This is a genomic window from Variovorax sp. LjRoot175 (assembly GCF_964253805.1).
Lineage (GTDB): Bacteria > Pseudomonadota > Gammaproteobacteria > Burkholderiales > Burkholderiaceae_C > Variovorax.
On sequence record NZ_CAXURY020000001.1, the window covers coordinates 748733 to 766947 of the forward strand.

The 18215-nt window shown below is 67.9% G+C and carries 17 protein-coding genes; 16 read left to right on the forward strand and 1 reads right to left on the reverse strand.

Annotation, left to right across the window (positions count from 1 at the left end; genetic code table 11):
- Nucleotides 1-86 precede the first annotated feature (86 nt).
- The 8 genes from ACSQ89_RS03790 (at nt 87) to ACSQ89_RS03825 (ending at nt 6959) form a co-directional block, all read left to right on the forward strand.
- On the forward strand, nt 87-761 hold the full coding sequence (locus tag ACSQ89_RS03790; protein WP_093110804.1) for a response regulator transcription factor: 675 nt from the start codon (nt 87-89) through the stop codon (nt 759-761).
- Between the two features lie 150 nt (nt 762-911).
- On the forward strand, nt 912-1610 hold the full coding sequence (locus ACSQ89_RS03795) for a hypothetical protein (protein ID WP_436295322.1): 699 nt from the start codon (nt 912-914) through the stop codon (nt 1608-1610).
- A 381-nt stretch (nt 1611-1991) separates the two neighbouring features.
- Nucleotides 1992-2384 carry a DUF1266 domain-containing protein gene (locus ACSQ89_RS03800; RefSeq protein ID WP_436295323.1) on the forward strand — a complete coding sequence of 131 codons (393 nt, stop codon included), beginning with the start codon at nt 1992-1994 and terminating at the stop codon, nt 2382-2384.
- 91 nt (nt 2385-2475) lie between these two features.
- The gene (locus ACSQ89_RS03805; protein ID WP_436295324.1) at nt 2476-3153 is read left to right on the forward strand and encodes a phosphoglycolate phosphatase; all 678 of its coding nucleotides are present in this window, start codon (nt 2476-2478) and stop codon (nt 3151-3153) included.
- A gap of 84 nt (nt 3154-3237) precedes the next feature.
- On the forward strand, nt 3238-4311 hold the full coding sequence (locus ACSQ89_RS03810) for an NAD/NADP-dependent octopine/nopaline dehydrogenase family protein (RefSeq protein WP_093110886.1): 1074 nt from the start codon (nt 3238-3240) through the stop codon (nt 4309-4311).
- Entirely contained in the window at nt 4301-5305 is a 1005-nt protein-coding gene (locus ACSQ89_RS03815) for a 3-hydroxybutyryl-CoA dehydrogenase (RefSeq protein WP_436295339.1), read from the forward strand. Before ACSQ89_RS03810 ends, ACSQ89_RS03815 begins: the two co-directional genes overlap by 11 nt.
- A complete protein-coding gene (locus ACSQ89_RS03820) occupies nt 5305-6105 on the forward strand; it encodes an alpha/beta fold hydrolase (RefSeq protein WP_436295340.1) in 801 nt (266 codons plus the stop codon). The genes ACSQ89_RS03815 and ACSQ89_RS03820 overlap by 1 nt, the downstream gene beginning before the upstream one ends.
- The gene (locus ACSQ89_RS03825) at nt 6102-6959 is read left to right on the forward strand and encodes a quinone oxidoreductase family protein (RefSeq protein ID WP_436295325.1); all 858 of its coding nucleotides are present in this window, start codon (nt 6102-6104) and stop codon (nt 6957-6959) included. The genes ACSQ89_RS03820 and ACSQ89_RS03825 overlap by 4 nt, the downstream gene beginning before the upstream one ends.
- Before the next feature lie 91 nt (nt 6960-7050).
- Here the strand turns inward: ACSQ89_RS03825 and ACSQ89_RS03830 are convergent, their stop codons facing one another.
- Nucleotides 7051-7530, reverse strand: a complete 480-nt coding sequence (locus ACSQ89_RS03830; protein ID WP_436295326.1) for a MarR family winged helix-turn-helix transcriptional regulator — start codon at nt 7528-7530, stop codon at nt 7051-7053.
- 137 nt (nt 7531-7667) lie between these two features.
- Between ACSQ89_RS03830 and ACSQ89_RS03835 the strand changes: the two genes are divergently transcribed.
- The 8 genes from ACSQ89_RS03835 to ACSQ89_RS03870 are packed head-to-tail and all read left to right on the forward strand — an operon-like array spanning nt 7668 to nt 18214.
- The gene (locus ACSQ89_RS03835) at nt 7668-9851 is read left to right on the forward strand and encodes a thiamine pyrophosphate-dependent enzyme (protein ID WP_436295327.1); all 2184 of its coding nucleotides are present in this window, start codon (nt 7668-7670) and stop codon (nt 9849-9851) included.
- A 10-nt stretch (nt 9852-9861) separates the two neighbouring features.
- Complete coding sequence (locus tag ACSQ89_RS03840; protein ID WP_436295328.1) at nt 9862-11361, forward strand: indolepyruvate oxidoreductase subunit beta family protein; 1500 nt, start codon at nt 9862-9864, stop codon at nt 11359-11361.
- 18 nt (nt 11362-11379) lie between these two features.
- Nucleotides 11380-12363 carry a PDR/VanB family oxidoreductase gene (locus ACSQ89_RS03845; protein WP_436295329.1) on the forward strand — a complete coding sequence of 328 codons (984 nt, stop codon included), beginning with the start codon at nt 11380-11382 and terminating at the stop codon, nt 12361-12363.
- Between the two features lie 15 nt (nt 12364-12378).
- Nucleotides 12379-13692, forward strand: coding sequence for an aromatic ring-hydroxylating dioxygenase subunit alpha (locus ACSQ89_RS03850; RefSeq protein WP_436295330.1), 1314 nt, complete (start codon nt 12379-12381; stop codon nt 13690-13692).
- A complete protein-coding gene (locus tag ACSQ89_RS03855) occupies nt 13692-14171 on the forward strand; it encodes an aromatic-ring-hydroxylating dioxygenase subunit beta (protein ID WP_436295331.1) in 480 nt (159 codons plus the stop codon). Before ACSQ89_RS03850 ends, ACSQ89_RS03855 begins: the two co-directional genes overlap by 1 nt.
- Before the next feature lie 7 nt (nt 14172-14178).
- Nucleotides 14179-15801, forward strand: coding sequence for an AMP-binding protein (locus tag ACSQ89_RS03860; protein ID WP_436295332.1), 1623 nt, complete (start codon nt 14179-14181; stop codon nt 15799-15801).
- Nucleotides 15798-16967, forward strand: a complete 1170-nt coding sequence (locus tag ACSQ89_RS03865) for a thiolase family protein (protein WP_093110831.1) — start codon at nt 15798-15800, stop codon at nt 16965-16967. Before ACSQ89_RS03860 ends, ACSQ89_RS03865 begins: the two co-directional genes overlap by 4 nt.
- Nucleotides 16964-18214 (forward strand): SDR family NAD(P)-dependent oxidoreductase, encoded by a 1251-nt coding sequence (locus ACSQ89_RS03870; protein WP_436295333.1) that lies wholly within the window; start codon nt 16964-16966, stop codon nt 18212-18214. The genes ACSQ89_RS03865 and ACSQ89_RS03870 overlap by 4 nt, the downstream gene beginning before the upstream one ends.
- Nucleotide 18215 lies beyond the last annotated feature (1 nt).

Consider the following 18215-nt stretch of genomic DNA (forward strand, 5'->3'; position numbering starts at 1 on the left):
TTCGTGGAGCGGGCGAGTCTTGCCGCGCGCCGCGATCGCCGTTATCTTTGGTATTCGTTGAGTTCATTCACTACGTTGGGGCCGCCATGAAAATCCTGATCGCCGACGACCACCGGCTCGTCATCGAGGCGGTCAAAGCCAAACTGTCGGAAATTGAGCCCGACATCGAGTTCGTTCTGGCGATGAGCGTCGACGAGCTGCTCGCGGGCGCCTCCGACGACATAGACTTGGCCGTGATCGACCTGAACATGCCCGGCGCCGACGGCCAGGCCCACGTGGACGAGATCCGGCGCCGCCACCCGGCCGTGCCCGTCATCGTGCTCTCGGGCTACGAAGACCCCAACATCATGCGCACTGCGCTCGAGCGCGGCGTGCTGGGTTTCATCCCGAAGGCCTACTCGCCCGAGGTCATGCTGTCGGCCGTGCGCCTGGTGCTGGCCGGCGGCGTCTACGTGCCGCCGATGATGCTGTCGGCCGTGCCGCCCGGCATCGTGGCCGGCGTGCCGACCGCGGACGCCATGCAACGCGGATCGGCCGCCGCGGCGGCGCAGACCCTCGAACACCTGCGCAGCGTGCTGACCGAGCGCCAGGTCGAGGTGCTGCAGCTGCTGTCGCAGGGCAAGCCCAACAAGCTGATCGGGCGCGCGCTCGGCATCAGCGAGGGCACGGTGAAGATCCACCTGGCGGCGATCTTCCGCGCGCTCAACGTGCGCAACCGCACCGAGGCGGTGGTGGCGGCCCAGTCGCTCACCGAAGCCTGAGCCTTCGTCCGGCGGTCGCGCCGGAGTCATTCGCTGGTCATTTCTTGGTCGCTGTTTGGTCAGCGCGGCTAGGGCGCGCGTCACGCAGACTGTTTCCAGAGCGCGTTCGCGCGGCAGCTGCCCTCACGGCAAACCAACCATCGAGAGACCGTGCCCTCCACCATTCGCTACGATCCGTCGCTGACGCTGGGCGTTATCGTCGACCCCGCCGCCTTCGCTACGCTGAGCGAGATCGCCGAACTCGACGCCGAGATCGACGCTGCGCAGGACATCCTGAACTCGTTCATCTCGATGAAGCGCAGCATCGACATGACGGTTCACGAGCTGATCGCCATGGAAGTCGATCCGCACGACGTCAAAGCAAAGAGCGAGCAGATCAAGAAGGAAACCTCCAAGGCGGCGGCGGACTACGCCGCCATCCGGCTGGAGAACGAGGCCAAGATCCGGCCTTTGAAGGCGAAGGTGCACAGCGTGCATCAAGGCCTCGAAAGCCCCATCGACTTCGAGAAAACGACGCTCAAAATGATTGAAATTTCAACGGATTCTCTCAAGATGGAGTCGCAGTACTTCTCGTTCGAGCAGAACGACGAAGGAATGGCAGCAAGCTTGTCCGCCATCAAGGGTCTCATCGCCGGTTCGTCCAGCCATCTCGGCGTCGACGCTGCGACGGAGATGGCGAGCGCCGGCGTCAGCCAGGTCGCCAAGCAGCGCAAGGAGCACAACATTGCCGGGACGCTGGTGATTACGGCTGCTTGCACGCACAAGAAGGCCAACGTTCTGGCGCCGATGGTTATCGAGCCGACAAGGCGGCCAGGATCTGGAATCAGGCATTTCCATCAGACAAGCTGAAGCTCGCCGAACCGGTCAGCATGGTGGCGGCGGCAATCTCCGAGGAAGATGGGAAGAGCAAGGCACTCAACCTGCTCACGGGCGCGACCTATGGGTCCAGCTTCGTCGGCATGGTGCATATTCTGCGGAAGGACGCGACAGGTATCGGGGAGGCTGCAGGTTCGGACCTGAGCTTGACGGCAATTGCCGAGAGCATGCAGGAGAAGCTCAAGGTCGCGGCCTGGCGCGAGGGAGAGAGCGGCCGCCTCGGCGTCGATCCTGGGAACAGGTTTTCCCGCGGAGAGAGCCGCCTATGCGGCCTGGCGCAGCGGTCACGTCGTCGACTCCGCCGCGTATGCGGCCTTGCAGGAGGTCTGAAGATTCCTGGTGCAGGATGCGCGCGTGGTCGAGGCCAAGCAGATCCAGGATGTTCACCTGAATCCGGTGGCCTGGAAGATCCAGCAGGCGTCCTACCTGGTGCGCCTGGGTTTTTCGGCCGGATATGTATCCAGACTGAACGCGCAAGCTGCGCTCAAGCGGCTGCAGGAGATAGCCCGCGCGCACTACACGTCCTGGGAGGACTTCTTGCTGTCGGGGTTGATCGCCCTGGGCGTGTGCAGCCCGATCGATAGCTTCGATCTGGTTGACTGGCGCAAGATAGCGCGCAGCCACGAGGTGTTGCTTCGAGTGCAGTACAGCACGCTCGCGCATGCCGCGCGCTGGAAGGTTTTCACCCCGGTCTCTGTGCCTTCGAACCGCTGGCTCGAATCGAGCGCGCAGCTGGCCGAGGCCTGAGGCCTGCCGTCGCCGCCGCGAGCCCTGATTGCGACGCGGCAGAATCAAGGCGATTCCGGGCTTCCCACCACGCGCTTTGACCACCACTCGTTTGCACCTTTCAAACTTCGACGCCGCGATCATCGACCTCGACGGCACCATGGTCGACACCCTCGGCGACTTCGTCGTTGCCTTGAACTGCATGCTCGACGGGCTCGAATTGCGCCAAGTCGCGGCCGAAGCCGTCGCGACCATGGTCGGCAAGGGCTCGGAGCACCTGATCCAATCGGTGCTGCGCCACGTGCGCGACGGCCGCGCCGCTGACAACGCGCTCTTCGACGAGGCTTGGCGCCGCTACCAGCATCACTATCTCGCCATCAACGGCCGGCATTCGGATGTCTATCCCGGCGTCGTCGAGGGGTTGGCGGTGCTGCGTGCTCATGGCCTGCGCCTGGCCTGCCTGACCAACAAGCCCACTGCCTTCGCACGCCCGCTGCTCGCCGCCAAGGGACTTGACGGCTACTTCGACGTGGTGTTCGGTGGCGACGCCTTCGAGCGCAAGAAGCCCGATCCGCTGCCGCTCGTCAGGACCTGCGAGGCGCTCGCCAGCGCACCGGAGCGCACTCTGATGGTGGGCGATTCGAGCAACGACGCGCGCGCGGCCCGGGCGGCGGGCTGCCCGGTGGTGCTGGTGAGCTATGGCTACAACCACGGCGAGCCGGTGCGCGGCGTGGATGCCGACGGCTTCGTCGATTCGCTGGCAGAGCTGGGTCGGGTTCTTGATAGTTGACAATTGAATGGTTGAAAAGTAATGTATCTGCGAGCCCGTTGATTTGCGGATCGGCGGCCCGTGGCCTACAACTTCTTCTCGACCATGAAAATCGCCATCCTGGGCGGCGGCCACGGCTGTTACGCCGCCGCTGCCGACCTGTCCGAAGCCGGCCACGAAGTGCGGCTCTGGCGCCGCGACGCCGATGCGCTCGCCGCCGTGCGGCTGGCCGGTTCGATCACGCTGAAGGACGCGCGCGGCGCGCGCGAAGTACCGATCGCGCTGGCGACCGCCGACATCGGCGAGGCTTTGCGTGGAGCGATTCTGATCGTGATCCCGACGCCGGCCGTGGCGCAGGAAGACATCGCCCGCGCCATGGCGCCGCATCTGGTCGATGGCCAGGTGGTGTTCCTGCCGCCCGGCACCTTCGGCAGCTTCGTGATGGCGCGCATCGCCAAGGAAGCCGGCAGCCGCGCCGATGTCGCCTGGGCTGAGACCGGCACGCTGCCTTACCTGGCGCGCAAGCACGGCGAGCGCGAGGTCAACGTCACGATTCGCGCCATTCGCCTGCCGACCGGCGTGTACCCGGCGCGCAACGCGCAGCAGGCGCTGGAAGTCATCCGCCAGGCCTATCCGAGCGTGCATGGCTGCGGCGATGCGCTGTCGGGCGCGCTGATGAACGCCGGGCCGGTCATTCATCCGCCCCTGATGGTGATGAACGCCGCGCCGCTGCAGCACTTCGAGCGCTGGGACATCCACAACGAGGGCACGCAGCGCGCGGTGCGCGACGTGACCGATCGGCTCGACCAGGAGCGCATCGCCGTGCGCGAGGCCTTCGGGCAGGGCGCGCCGCACTATCCGCTGGCCGACCACTACAACAACGACCAGTGGATGTACGGCGACGCCCACAAGCAGCTGGTCAAGTCGGGCGACTGGCGCGAGAACATCGACCTCTACGCCCACCGCTACATCACCGAAGACACCGAGCTGGGCCTGGCCTTCCTCGCCTCGGCGGCGCGCTATGCAGGCGTCGATGCGCCGATTGCGCACGGCCTGCTGGCCATCGTCGGCGGCTTCCTCGGCCGCGATCTGCGCCGGGGCCCGCGCACCTTCGAGCGACTGGGCCTTGCCGTCCTCGACAAGGCCGAGCTGAAGAAGAGGCTGCATGATGGCGAATGAGACGCCGGCGCCGCGCTTTGCCGCCGTCGGCGCGGGCCGCATGGGCCGCGGCATCGCGATCGCCTTCGCCTATGCGGGCCATCGCATCGCATTGGTCGACCTGCGCCCGCGCAGCGACGAGGCCTGGCAGAAGCTGCGCGCCGAAGCGCGGGCCGAGATCGAGGCCAGTCTCAGGGGGCTCGCACAACTTGGCGTCATCGAGGCTGCGCAGGTGAGTGCGATTGCCGACCGCGTCGAACTCGTGCCGGCCGCCGACGCGCCGCGCGCGTTGGGCCAGGCCGAGCTGGTCTTCGAAGGCGTGCCCGAGACGCTGGAGGCCAAGCGCGAGGCCTTCGAGCAGCTCAACCGGCATTGCCGCGGCGACGCGATCCTGACCTCCACCACCAGCAGCATCCTGGTCACGCAGCTCGCCGCGCTGGTGAAGAGGCCGGAGCGCTTCCTGAACATGCACTGGCTCAATCCGGCCTACGTGATCCCTGTGGTGGAGCTGAGCTGTCACCCGGGCACCGATGCCGCGGTGCTGGCGCGCACCAAGCACCTGATGGAACAGATCGGCAAGCTGCCGGTGGTCTGCGGCGCTTCGCCTGGCTACATCGTGCCGCGGCTGCAGGCGCTGGTGATGAACGAGGCGGCGCGGATGATCGAGGAGGGCGCGGCCACCGCCGAGGAGATCGACAAGGCCACGCGCTACGGCCTGGGCCTGCGCTTCGCGGCGCTCGGCGTGGTGGAGTTCATCGACTTCGGCGGCTGCGACATCCTGCACCATGCGAGCCGCGAGATGTCGGCATCGATCGACAAGGGGCGCTACGCCGCGCCGGCCATCGTCGATCGCATGGTGGCCGAAGGCCGGCTGGGCCTGAAGACCGGCAGCGGCTTTTACGACTACGACGGCCGCGATGTCGCGGCCTACCGGCGCGACGTGCTTGCGCGCACGCTGGGCATGCTCCGGCATGCGGGGCTCTGGCAGCCGCCGGCCGACAAGACACAGCCATGATGAAGGTCCGCCGCGCGTTCGCAGATCTGTCGGTCGGGCAGGTGCACTACGCGAGCTGCGGCGATCCGCGCGCCGAGACGGTGCTGCTGCTGCACCAGTCCCCGCGCAGCTGGGCCGAATACCGGCACGTGCTGCCCTTGGTCGGAGAGCGCTTCCGGGCAGTGGCGATGGACACCGCGGGCTTCGGCGACTCCGACGCCGGACCGGCGCCCGCGAGCATCGAGCAGTGGGCGCGCGTCGCGGTCGAGCTGCTCGATGCCCTGGGCATTGCACGCGCGCACGTGGTGGGCCACCACACGGGCGGCGTCATCGCAGTCGAGCTGGCTGCCTCCTTCGCGGACCGGGTGCATGGGCTGGTGTTGTCTTCCACGCCCTACACCGATGCGGCCTTCCGCCGCGCCCGCGCCGAGCGGCCGCCGATCGACGAGGTTGCGCCGAGCACCGACGGCAGCCATCTCGCGGCGCTGTGGCAGAAGCGGCAGTCCTTCTACCCGCCGAACCGGCCCGAGCTGCTGGAAGCCTTCGTGCGCGATGCGCTCAGGGTCGGCGAGCGGCTGGAGGAGGGGCACCGGGCCGTCGCGTCCTATCGGATGGAGGATCGCATCGCGAAGATCGCGCAGCCGACGCTGATCCTGCGCGCCACCGAGGATCCTTTCGCTGCGCCGCACGCAGCCGAACTGCAGGCGCATCTGCCGCATGCGCGCATCGTCGACATCGCCGGCGGCATGGTGCCCCTGCCCGACCAGATGCCCGAAGCCTTCGCCGCGGCGGTGCTCGATTTCCTGGAGACGCTGCCATGAAGGCCGTGCGCATCCACGGCTTCGGTGCGGCGCCGGTGCTCGAAGAGATGGAAGACCCGCAGCCCCGCGCCGGCCGCACGATCGTCCGCATGGCCGCGGCCACTGTGGGGCATATCGATCGCACGGTCTGGAGCGGCGGCTTTCTCCGGCATCCGCCGCTGCCTTACGTCCCGGGCGTCGAGGCCGCGGGGACCGTGGTGGCGAGCGAATGCTACACGGCGGGCCAGCGCGTCTGGCTGCGCGGCGCAGGCCTCGGCACCAACGCCGACGGCACCTGGTGCGAGCTGATCGATGCGCCCGATGAGGCGCTGGGCCTTCTTCCCGACGAGGTCGACATGGCCTTCGGCTCGGCCTTCTTCTCGCCCTGCACCTCGGCCTGGGTCGCGCTGCATGAGATCGCGAAGCTCCAAGCTGGCGAGCGCGTGCTGGTGACGGGTGCCACCGGCGCCGTCGGATCGATGGTGTTGCAGCTAGCGCGCGATGCGGGCGCCGAAGTGATCACCGAGGCCGGCGCGCCGGTGACGCTCCTGGTCGATACCGTCGGCGGGCCGGTGCTCGAAGCGGCTTTGCCCGGCGTGGCGCCCGGCGGCCGCGCGGTGCTGGTCGGCTACACGGCCGGCAACACGCTGGCGCTGGACATCGCGCATTTCCTGCAGCGCGACGTGGCGCTGCTGCCGCTCAACATGTTCAGGCGCGAGGCTGCGGGACGGGCCGCTGCGCCCGAACTGCTGGCGCGCCTGGGCGATGGGCGGCTGAAGCTCGATGTGAAGCGCTTCCGGCTCGACGAGGCGGCCACGGCGCTCGAATGGATCACGCAGCGCGGGCATCGTGGCAGAGCGGTCCTGGTGCCGTGAAGTTCACCATCACCACCCGTTCGGGCTGAGCTTGTCGAAGCCGCGCACAAGGCTTCGACAAGCTCAGCCCGAACGGTCAGGGGAGATGGGGCTACTCGTCGTCCGTATCCGTCTCCAGCGGCGCGCGCGCATGCAGCTCGATCATCTGCCGCAAGGTGGTCTTCAGCTCCTCGGCGCGCAGCAGGCCGAAGGGCTCCAGCACCCGCAGCTCATGCTCCCTGGCGAGCTCCATCAGGTGCTCCACCGTCTTGGCGCCCTTGCGCGTGATGCGCACCAGCGTGACGCGGCGATCACTGTCATGGGGCAGGCGTTCGACCTGGCCCTTGGATTCCATGCGGTCCAGAAGACGCGTCACCGTCGGCTGCTTGGTCACCGTGACCTGCGCCAGCTGCCCAATGCTGATCGGCTCGCCGCCCGCCAGCGAGGCCATCACCCGCCACTCGGAGACCGAGAAACCGTGCTGGCGCGCGACCACGTGGAACTCCGTAGAGATCAGCTGGCTGGCCTGCGCCAGCAGCGCCGGCAGGTAGTCGTCGACGAAGCGCAGCGGCTTAGCGGGCTTCGTCGCCATGACGGGCCCCCGGGTCTGCGGCAGGCACGCAGCTTGCATGTCTAGGGTAATTCATGATTGTGGATACATTCAGTTGTCAACATTATATGGACTGCACGATGAGGCGGCCAATGCCGTCATGAGGAACAAGGCACATCATGGCTGAACGATCGTTCGTCGAGGAGGTCAAGAAACTCCGACTTTCGGAGGGGGAGCTGTTCCGGGGCGAAGGCATTCTGGCCGTCACCAAGGCGCTGCTCGAATCGGGTGTTTCCTATGTCGCGGGCTACCAGGGTGCACCCATTTCGCACCTGATGGACGTGCTGGCCGACGCCCAGGACATCCTGGCCGAGCAGGGCATCCGCTTCGAGAACAGCGCGAGCGAGGCCACGGCCGCCGCCACGCTGGCCGCCTCGGTCAACTACCCGCTGCGCGGCGCCGTGACCTTCAAGGCGACGGTGGGCACCAATGTGGCCTCCGACGCGCTGGCCAACCTGGCTTCGGGCGGCGTGACCGGCGGCGCGCTGGTCATCGTGGGCGAGGACTACGGCGAGGGCTCCTCGATCATGCAGGAGCGCAGCCACGCCTTCGCGATGAAGTCGCAGATCTGGCTGCTCGATCCGCGGCCCAACCTGCCCTGCATCGTCGATGCCGTGAAGAAGGGCTTCGAGCTTTCGGAGGCCAGCCACACGCCGGTGATGCTGCAGCTGCGCATCCGCGCCTGCCATGTGCACGGGCAGTTCGTGGCCGGCGCCAACCGGCGGCCCGCCTTCACGATCAAGGATGCGCTCGAGAACCCGCAGCGCGACGTCAGCCGCATCGTGCTGCCGCCGGCCAGCTTCGTGCACGAGCAAGAGAAGGTGAAGGACCGCTGGCCCGCCGCGGTGCGCTTCATCGAAGACAACAGGCTCAACGAGTTCTTCTCGGAAGACGCCGACGACATCGGCATCATCGTGCAGGGCGGCAGCTACAACACCCTCGTGCGTGCACTCGAACGCCTGGGCCTGGCCGACGTCTACGGCAACAGCCGGGTGCCGCTCTACGTGATGAACGTGGCCTACCCGGTCATCGAGAGCGAGGTGCTGCGCTTCTGCGAAGGCAAGCGCGCGGTCTTGATCGTCGAAGAGGGTCAACCCAACTTCGTCGAGCAGAACCTCGCGACCATCCTGCGCCAAGCCGGCTCGACCACGGCGCTGCACGGCAAGGACATGCTGCCGGTGGCCGGCGAATACACCGCGGCCGAACTGCTCAAGGGCGCGCGCAGCTTCGGCGAGCGCTACGGCCGGTTGCAGCCGCTGCCGGTGCCCGCGCCGGTGCGCCGGGTGATCCCGCTCATCGAGGTCGCCGACGTCGGTGTCGATGGCGCGCCCGAACCGGCCCTGCCGCTGGACGAGAACGTGCATGCACGCCCGCCGGGCTTCTGCACGGGGTGCCCCGAGCGCCCGATCTTCAGCGCAATGAAGCTGGTGGAGCGCGAGCTCGGGCCCCACCACGTCAGCGCCGACATCGGCTGCCACCTGTTCTCGATCCTGCCGCCCTTCAACATCGGCAACACCACCATGGGCTACGGCCTGGGCGGCGCCGGCGCCGCCGCGCTCAACGCGCCGGCGGGCAAGCGCGCGATCTCGATGATGGGCGACGGCGGCTTCTGGCACAACGGGCTGACCAGCGGCGTCGCCAACGCGGTCTTCAACAAGAGCGACAACCTGACCATCGTGGTCGACAACAACTACACCTCGGCCACCGGCGGCCAGGACATCCTGTCGTCGACCGCGCACAACGCGACGCGCAGCACCGGCCACGAGATCGAGCGCGCGGTGCGCGGCGTGGGCGTGAAGTGGGTGCGGACGATCCGCCGCACCTACGACGTCGCCGGCATGCGCGATGCGCTCAAGGAAGCGCTGACCACGAAGGAGAAGGGCCCCAAGGTGCTGATCGCGCAGTCGGAGTGCATGCTCAACAAGCAGCGCCGCGAGAAGCCGCTGGTGCGCAAGGCGATCGCCGAGGGCAAGCGCGTGGTGCGCGACAAGTTCGGCGTCGATTCCGACACCTGCACCGGCGACCACTCGTGCATCCGGCTTTCGGGCTGCCCGTCGCTGTCGATCAAGGCCAATCCCGATCCGCTGCGCACCGATCCGGTCGCGACCGTGCTCGACAGCTGCGTCGGTTGCGGCAACTGCGGCGATGTCTCGCATGCCGCGGTGCTGTGCCCATCGTTCTACAAGGCGCAGATCGTCAGCAACCCGAACGGCTGGGACCGCTTGCGCGAACGCGTGCGCGGCGCAGTGATCGGCTGGCTCCAACGTGGCGAGGCGAAACGCCGCGCCGAGTACGCCTTCTGATGGCCACGCGATGACGCAGCATCAACCTATCAAGATAGCGATCCTCGCCATGGGCGGCGAGGGCGGCGGCGTGCTGGCCGACTGGATCGTCGACATGGGCGAGGGCAACGGCTACGTCGCGCAGACCACCTCGGTGCCGGGCGTGGCCCAGCGCACCGGCGCGACCATCTACTATGTCGAGCTCTACCCCGAGGCGCAGGCCCAGGCCGACGGAGGCCGGCCGGTGCTGGCGCTGATGCCGCTGCCCGGCGACGTCGACGTGGTGCTGGCCTCGGAGCTGATGGAAGCCGGCCGCGCGGTGCAGCGCGGGCTGGTCACGCGCGAGCGCACCACGCTGGTCGCGTCGACGCACCGCGTCTATTCGATCGCCGAGAAGAGCGCGATGGGCGACGGGCGCGTCGACAGCGCGCAGCTGCTCGCGCATGCGGACAAGGCCGCCAAGCGCTTCATCCGTTTCGACATGGCGCAGGCCGCCGAAGACGCGGGCAGCGTGATCAGTGCGGTGCTGTTCGGCGCGCTCGCCGGCGCCGGCGTGCTGCCCTTCAGCCGCGCGAAGTTCGAGGCCACCATCGAGCGCGGCGGCGTCGGCGTCAAGCCGAGCCTCAAGGCCTTCGGCGCTGCCTTCGTGCGTGCGCAAAGTGCAGCGGTGGAAGAGGCGCCGATGGACCTGCCCGCCGCCGCGCCGCAGCCGAAACATCCGGCCGTGCGCGCACTGGTCGAGCGCGTGCAGCGCGACTTTCCCGCCTCTGTGCACCCGGTGCTGCTGGAAGGCGTGCGCCGGCTCATCGACTACCAGGACCTGGCCTACGCAGCCCTCTACCTCGACCGCGCGGCCGCGATCGCCGCGCTGCCGAGCAACGACGATCACCGCCTGCTGCGCGAGACCGTGCGCCACCTGGCGCTGTGGATGTCCTACGAGGACACGGCCCGCGTCGCGGCGCTCAAGACCCGCTCCTCGCGCTTCGAGCGCGTGCGCGGCGAGGCCGGCGTGAAGGGCGGGCAGGTGCTCGCGATCAACGAGTACATGCACCCCCGCCTGCAGGAGATCTGCGAGACGCTGCCGGCCGGCATCGGGCGCTGGCTGATGAATTCGAGCCTGCCCCGCAAGCTGGTGGAGCGGCTCACGCAGAAGGGTCGCGTGATCCAGACCAGCTCGCTGCACGGCTACCTGATGCTGCGCACCGTCGCCGCGATGAAGCGCTGGCGCCGGTCCACGCTGCGCTATGCCGAGGAGAACCGCCGCATCGAGGAATGGCTGCAGCGCATCGCCGCGACCGCAGTGCAGCATCCCGAACTCGCGGTCGAAGTCGCGCAGTGCCAGCGCCTGGTCAAGGGCTACAGCGACACCCACGAACGCGGCCTGCGCAACTACGACACGGTGATGGCCGCCTTCCAGCGCGCCGGCGCGGGGCTCGCGCCGGCCACCTTGCGCGAACTGCGCGACGCCGCGCTCGCCGATGAACACGGGCACAAACTGCAAGCCGCGTTGGCGCAGCATGCGCTGGCCTGATCAAGGGATGCGAACACCATGACCGCCACCCTCCAACTGCGCGTCGTCGAGGCGCGCGAACTGAATCCGCTGATCCGGATGCTGCGCCTGAAGGCCGACGATGGCAGCGCCTTGCCGGGCTATGCCGCCGGCGCCCACATCCGCGTCCAGGTGGCATTGCCCGACGGCACGCAGGACTGGCGCCACTACTCGCTCATCAACTTCGCGACCGCGCGCAACGCCACCAACGCGCCCGCGGAGTACCGGATCGCTGTGCGCAAGGAGGCCGATGGCCGCGGCGGCTCGCGCTTCATGCACGAGCAATTGAAAGAGGGCGATCTCCTCACCATCGAAGCGCCGAAGAACGACTTCCCGCTGCACACCGGCCCTGGCGGCACGGTGCTGGTCGCGGGTGGCATCGGCGTCACGCCGCTTGCGAGCATGGCCGCACGCCGCCGGGCCGAAGGCGCGCCCGTGCGCATGCACTACGCGGGCCGAAGCCAGGAGCTGATGGCCTTCCTGCCGGAGCTGCGGGCGTTGCTGGGCGAAGATCTTCGCGTCCACGCCGACGCCGAAGCCGGCGGACCGCTCGACATCGACGCCTTGCTCGACGACTGCCCGGCAGGCGACCGCCTCTATGTCTGCGGCCCCAAGGTGATGCTCGATGCCGTGCTGGCCCGCACCCAGGCCCGCGGCTGGGAACACGATCGCGTGCACTTCGAACTCTTCACCACCTCGGTGGCCGAGGAGGGCGACCAGGCTTTCGAGGTGGAGCTGGCGCAATCGGGCCAGCGCTTTACGGTTCCGGCCGATCAGAGCATCCTCGACTGCCTGATCGAGCACGGCTGCGATCCCATGTTCGATTGCAAGCGCGGCGAATGCGGCGTGTGCACGACGGCCGTGCTCGAGGGCGAGATCGACCATCGTGACTACGTGCTGAGCGCGCGCGAAAAGGCGGAAGGCAACGTCATGCAGATCTGCATCTCGCGCGCCAAGGGGCCGCGGCTGGTGCTGGACATCTGAAGGAGCAGCAGGAACATGACTTCGTACCGAGGCAACCCCGATGCCGTGCGCGCGCTGGTCCAGGCCGACCGCGTGCACCGCGACCTGTACACCAGCCAGGAGCTGTTCGAGCTGGAGCAGGAGCACTTTTTCGCCAACACCTGGAACTACGCCGGGCACGAAAGCCAGCTTCCCAAGCCGGGCGACTGGATCAGCAACGAGATCGCCGGCCGGCCGCTGATCATCGTGCGCCACACCGACGGCTCGGTGCGCGCCATGATGAACCGCTGCGCGCACAAGGGCTCGCGGCTGGTGACGGCACCCTGCGGCAACACCGGCAAGTTCTTTCGCTGCCCCTACCACGCCTGGACCTTCAAGACCGACGGCTCGCTGCTCGCAATCCCGCTCAAGAACGGCTATGAAGGCACGCAGCTGCACGAGTGCGAATCGGCCAAGGGCCTGACCACGATCCGCAATGTGCACAGCTACCGCGGCTTCATCTTCGTCAAGATCAACGACGTGGGGCCGGATTTCGAGGACTACTTCGGCGACTCGCTGAGCTCCATCGACAACATGGCCGACCGTTCGCCCGAGGGCGAGCTCGAGATCGCCGGCGGCTGCCTGCGTTTCATGCACCAGTGCAACTGGAAGATGTTCGTCGAGAACCTCAACGACACCATGCACCCGATGGTGGCGCACGAGTCCTCGGCCGGCACCGCCAAGCGCATGTGGGCCGACAAGCCGGCCGACGAGCCGAAGCCGATGGCCGTCGAGCAGTTCGTGCCCTTCATGTCCGACTACAAGTTCTTCGAGGACATGGGCATCCGCACCTACGACAACGGTCACAGTTTCACGGGCGTGCACTTCAGCATTCACAGCAAGTACAAGGCGATTCCCGCCTACGACGATGCGATGAAGGCGAAGTACGGCGAGGAGCGCACCGCGCAGATCCTCGGCATGGCGCGGCACAACACCGTGTACTACCCGAACCTCACGATCAAGGGCGCGATCCAGGCGATCCGCGTGGTGAAGCCGATCGCGGTCGACAAGACGCTGATCGAGAGCTGGACCTTCCGCCTGAAGGGCGCGCCGCCCGAGCTGCTCGCGCGCACCACCATGTACAACCGGCTCATCAACTCGCCCTTCTCGGTCGTCGGCCACGACGACCTGCAGGCCTACCGCGGCATCCAGGCCGGGCTGCATGCGAGCGGCAACGAGTGGGTCAGCTTGCATCGCAACTACGACCCTGCCGAGCTGGCCGGTGGCGAGATCACGACAGGCGGAACCAACGAACTGCCGATGCGCAACCAGTACAGAAGCTGGGCGCGCTACATGACGGAGACCATGTGATGGCCGTCACCCACCAGGACCTGATCGACTTCGTCGTCCACGAGTCGCGCATGCTCGACGCCAAGCGCTTCGACGAGTGGAATGCGCTCTTCACCGACGATGCCTACTACTGGGTGCCGCTGGTGCCAGACCAGGAAGACGGCATCAACCACACATCGCATCTCTACGAAGACAAGCTTCTACGCGACCTGCGCGTCGAGCGTCTCAAGAGCCCGCGTGCGTTCTCTCAGCAGCCGCCGAGCCGCTGCCATCACCTGCTGCAGACGCCCACGGTCGAGGAGTTCGACGAGGCCGGCAATCGCTATGTGCTGCGCACCGAGTTCCACTACACCGAATCGCAGGGCGACGAACTGCAGTTCTACGTCGGCACCTTCTTCCATCACCTCAGCGTGGTAGACGGCGCCTTGCGCATGACGCAGAAGCGCGTCAACCTGCTCAACTGCGACGCGGCCCTGCCGGCCGTGCAGCTCTTCATCTAGGGACGCGATGCACGCCACCGTCCACAACGTCTTCTCTGCCACCGCGGCGCGCACGCCGGAGGCCGAGTTCCTGTTCACCGAATCGGTGACCGCCAAGGCCTACGGCATCGCCGCCGGTGCCATCCGCTGGGGCGAGGCCGCGGCAGCGGTCGAACGCCTGCGCGTGGCCTATGCAGAGGCGGGCTATGGCCATGGCCACCGCGTCGGCCTGCTGCTGGAGAACCGGCCGGCCTTCCTGTTCCACTGGTTCGCGCTCAACGCACTGGGTGTGAGCGTGGTGCCGATCAACGCCGAGATGCGCTCCGCCGAGCTGGTCTACCTGATCGGCCACAGCGAGATCGGCCTGGCCGTGACCCTGCCCGAGCGCGCGGCCGATCTGCGCGCCGCGGCGGCGCAGACCGGCGTCGCTTTCGCAACCATGGGGCCCGACGACGAAGTGCCGCCCGCGCGGACGGCTGCGCCGCGTGTCGACGAAGCGATCGGCCCCGAGACCGAATGCGGCCTGCTCTACACCTCGGGCACCACCGGCCGGCCCAAGGGCTGCATCCTGAGCAACGCCTACTTCCTGCGCGCCGGCGAGTGGTATGCCGCGCTCGACGGCGTGTGCGGCATCCGGCGCGATGCGGAGCGCGTCATCACGCCGCTGCCGCTCAATCACATGAACGCGATGGCCTTCTCGACCATGGTGGTGCTGGTCGCCGGCGGCTGCCTGGTGCAGCTCGATCGCTTCCATCCGAAGACCTGGCTGGCGAGCGTGCGCGAAAGCGGCGCCACCATCGCGCACTACCTGGGCGTGATGCCGGCCATGCTGCTGTCGGCACCCGAGTCGGCAGCCGACAAGGACCACGCGATTCGCTGGGGCTTCGGCGCCGGCGTCGACCGCAAGAACCACGCGCCCTTCGAGGCCCGCTTCGGTTTCCCGCTGGTCGAGGCCTGGGCCATGACCGAAACCGGCGCCGCCGCCTGCGTGATGGCGAATCGCGAGCCGCGGCTGGTGGGCACGAGCTGCTTCGGGCGCCAGCAGGACTACGTTGAGATCCGTCTGGTCGACGACGAAGGCCAGGACGTGGCTGCCGACGCGCCGGGCGAACTGCTGGTGCGCTCCGCCGGCGAAGACCCGAGGCGCTATTTCTTCTCCGGCTACCTGAAGGATGAGGAAGCCACACGCGAGGCCTGGGCCGGCGGCTGGTTCCATACCGGCGATCTCGTGCGGCGCGATGCGGACGGCAACTTTTTCTTCGTCGATCGCAAGAAGAACGTGATCCGCCGCAGCGGCGAGAACATCTCGGCGGTCGAGGTCGAGAGCGTGCTGAACCAGCATCCGGCCGTGAAGACCTCGGCCGTCGCCGCGACGCCCGATGCGGTGCGCGGCGACGAGGTGCTGGCCTGCATCGTGGTGCGCGAGCAGGTCGACGCATCGGAGCGCGCGCAGATCGCGGCCAGCATCGTCGAGCATGCGCTGGCGCAGCTGGCCTACTACAAGGCACCGGGCTACGTGGCTTTCGTCGACACGCTGCCGCTCACGGCTTCGCAGAAGATCCAGCGCGGGCAGTTGCGTGAACTGGCGCAGGCGCTGCCGGGGCAGGGCCATTGCATCGACACCCGCGCCATGAAAAAGAGGCAGGCATGACGCGCCGGCAGTCCTACGAAGGCGTCGCGGTGGCCGTGCCCATCACCGTGCCCTATGTGCGCTACTCGACGCGCACCGCGCACTGGTTCATCGGGCAGGCGCTCGAGGCGCTGGTGCAAGCCAGCGGCGTGCCGAAGGAGCAGATCGACGGCTTGTGCCTCAGCAGTTTCTCGCTTGTGCCGGACACGGCGGTGGGTGTGACGCAGCACCTGGGCCTCTCGCCGCGCTGGCTCGACCACATGCCGACCGGCGGCGCATCCGGGGTGATGTGCCTGCGCCGCGCGGCGCGTGCGGTGCAGGCAGGCGATGCCGACATCGTGGCCTGCGTCGGCGCCGACACCAACCACGTCGACTCTTTCCGCCAGACGCTGGGCAGCTTCAGCAACTTCGCGCGCGACGCGAGCTACCCCTACGGCTCGGGCGGGCCGAATTCCATCTTCGCGATGATCACCGCCAACTACATGCGCACCTTCGGCGCGAAGCGCGAGGACTTCGGCCGCATCGCGGTGGACCAGCGCACCAACGCACTGGGCAATCCGCATGCGATGTTCAAGAAGCCGCTCACGCTCGACGAGTACATAGGCGCACGGCCGATCTCCGACCCGATCCACCTGTTCGACTGCGTGATGCCCTGCGCGGGCGCCGAGGCCTTCCTCGTGATGAGCGAAGAGCGCGCACGCGACCTCGGGCTGGCGCACGCCGTGATCCGCGGCGCGATCGAGCGGCACAACGCCTTTGCCGACGACCCGGTGATGGTGCGCGGCGGCTGGCTGAAGGACCGCGACGACCTCTACGCGCAGGCCGGCGTGCGCCCCGCCGCGCTCGATTTCGTCCAGACCTACGACGACTATCCCGTCATCGTGATGATGCAGTTCGAGGACCTGGGTTTCTGCGAGAAGGGCGAGGGCCCGGACTTCGTGCGCGCAAACACGATGACCTTCGACGGCAGCTTTCCCAACAACACCAGCGGCGGGCAGCTCTCCGCCGGCCAGGCAGGCGCGGCGGGAGGCTTCCTCGGCTTGGTGGAAGCGATCCGCCAGCTGACCGACACGGCCGGGCCGCGCACGGTGCCCGATGCGCAGCTCGGCCTGGTCGCGGGCTTCGGCATGGTGACCTACGACCGCTGCCTTTGCACCGGCGCCGTGATCCTGGGGAGATCGGAATGACCATGCCCCTGATGCGCCCCAAGCGCAAGAACCCGGTCCTGCGCACGCGGCAGATGAACCTGCCGCCCTGGGCGCGCGGCCGCGTCGCGCTGGGCATCACGGCCGCGGCGGCCGAGGGCCGCTTCGAGCTGCAGACCTGCGAGGACTGCGGCACGGTGCAGTACCCGCCGCGCGAGGCCTGCCACAAGTGCCTCTCGCCGCGCCTGCACTGGCGCGAGCAGAGCGGAGAGGGCGAGCTCATCAGCAGCACCACGCTGCATCACAGCAACGACCTGTTCTTCCGCGAGCGCCTGCCCTGGCGGCTGGGCCTGGTGCATCTCGATGCCGGCCCGACGCTGATGGTGCACCTGCACGGCGAGGTGGGCGAGGCGCCGGCGCGCGTGCGTGTAGGCGCCCGGCTCGACCGCGCGGGACAGGCCGTCCTCATTGGTTTTCCGAACGAAGGGAGTGCCCATATGGCCGACGACAAGATGCTGCGCGAGATGACCAGCGACCCGAAGTTCCGCAAGGCGCTGGTCACCGACGGCAAGACCGAAGTGGGGCAGGCCATCGTGCGTGCGCTGGTCAAGGCCGGTGCCGACATCGTGTGGGTCGGCCATGCCGAACCGTGGAAGAAGATGGGCGGCCTGGAAGACATCACGGCGCTGCCGCAGGTCACGCTGGTGCCGCTGGACCTGACCAACGGCCGCTCGGTGAGCGAGCTGGCCGGCGAGATCGGCGGCAAGGTCGACATCGTGATCAACAACGCCGAGGTGCATCGCAACTTCGGCATCGGCGCGCGCCGTGGTACCGACGTCGCCAAGGCCGAGATGGACATCAACTACTTCGGCCTGCTGCGGCTGGCGCAGGAGTTCGGCCCGGCGCTCAAGGGGCGCTCGGCGGACGGCGTGAGCAGTGCGACGGCCTGGGTCAACCTGCTGTCGATCTATGCGCTTTCCAACTTCCCGCCGCACGGCACCTTCAGCGCATCCAAGGCCGCGGCCTATTCGCTCGCCCAATGCCTACGCGCCGAGATGCGGCCGGCCGGCATCCGCGTGATCAACCTGTTCCCCGGGCCGATCGACGACGAGTGGAACCAGCACATGCCGCCGCCGAAGCTGGCGCCGAGTGCGCTGGCCAATGCGATCGTCAAGGCGCTGCGCGACGGCGTCGAGGACGTCTACCCGGGCGACGTGGCGCAGGAGTGGCTGGAGCGCTGGCGCGACAACCCGAAGGTGCTCGAACGCGAACTCGCAGCTGGAGGATGAG

Bases quoted from the DNA above. Each gene is read 5' to 3' on its own strand.
- ACSQ89_RS03815 (WP_436295339.1), top strand. From the start codon at position 4,301: ATGGCGAATGAGACGCCGGCGCCGCGCTTTGCCGCCGTCGGCGCGGGC.
- ACSQ89_RS03855 (WP_436295331.1), top strand. From the start codon at position 13,692: ATGGCCGTCACCCACCAGGACCTGATCGACTTCGTCGTCCACGAGTCG.
- ACSQ89_RS03820 (WP_436295340.1), top strand. From the start codon at position 5,305: ATGAAGGTCCGCCGCGCGTTCGCAGATCTGTCGGTCGGGCAGGTGCAC.
- ACSQ89_RS03825 (WP_436295325.1), top strand. From the start codon at position 6,102: ATGAAGGCCGTGCGCATCCACGGCTTCGGTGCGGCGCCGGTGCTCGAA.
- ACSQ89_RS03840 (WP_436295328.1), top strand. From the start codon at position 9,862: ATGACGCAGCATCAACCTATCAAGATAGCGATCCTCGCCATGGGCGGC.
- ACSQ89_RS03830 (WP_436295326.1), bottom strand. From the start codon at position 7,530: ATGGCGACGAAGCCCGCTAAGCCGCTGCGCTTCGTCGACGACTACCTG.
- ACSQ89_RS03845 (WP_436295329.1), top strand. From the start codon at position 11,380: ATGACCGCCACCCTCCAACTGCGCGTCGTCGAGGCGCGCGAACTGAAT.
- ACSQ89_RS03790 (WP_093110804.1), top strand. From the start codon at position 87: ATGAAAATCCTGATCGCCGACGACCACCGGCTCGTCATCGAGGCGGTC.
- ACSQ89_RS03870 (WP_436295333.1), top strand. From the start codon at position 16,964: ATGACCATGCCCCTGATGCGCCCCAAGCGCAAGAACCCGGTCCTGCGC.
- ACSQ89_RS03850 (WP_436295330.1), top strand. From the start codon at position 12,379: ATGACTTCGTACCGAGGCAACCCCGATGCCGTGCGCGCGCTGGTCCAG.
- ACSQ89_RS03860 (WP_436295332.1), top strand. From the start codon at position 14,179: ATGCACGCCACCGTCCACAACGTCTTCTCTGCCACCGCGGCGCGCACG.
- ACSQ89_RS03865 (WP_093110831.1), top strand. From the start codon at position 15,798: ATGACGCGCCGGCAGTCCTACGAAGGCGTCGCGGTGGCCGTGCCCATC.
- ACSQ89_RS03810 (WP_093110886.1), top strand. From the start codon at position 3,238: ATGAAAATCGCCATCCTGGGCGGCGGCCACGGCTGTTACGCCGCCGCT.
- ACSQ89_RS03835 (WP_436295327.1), top strand. From the start codon at position 7,668: ATGGCTGAACGATCGTTCGTCGAGGAGGTCAAGAAACTCCGACTTTCG.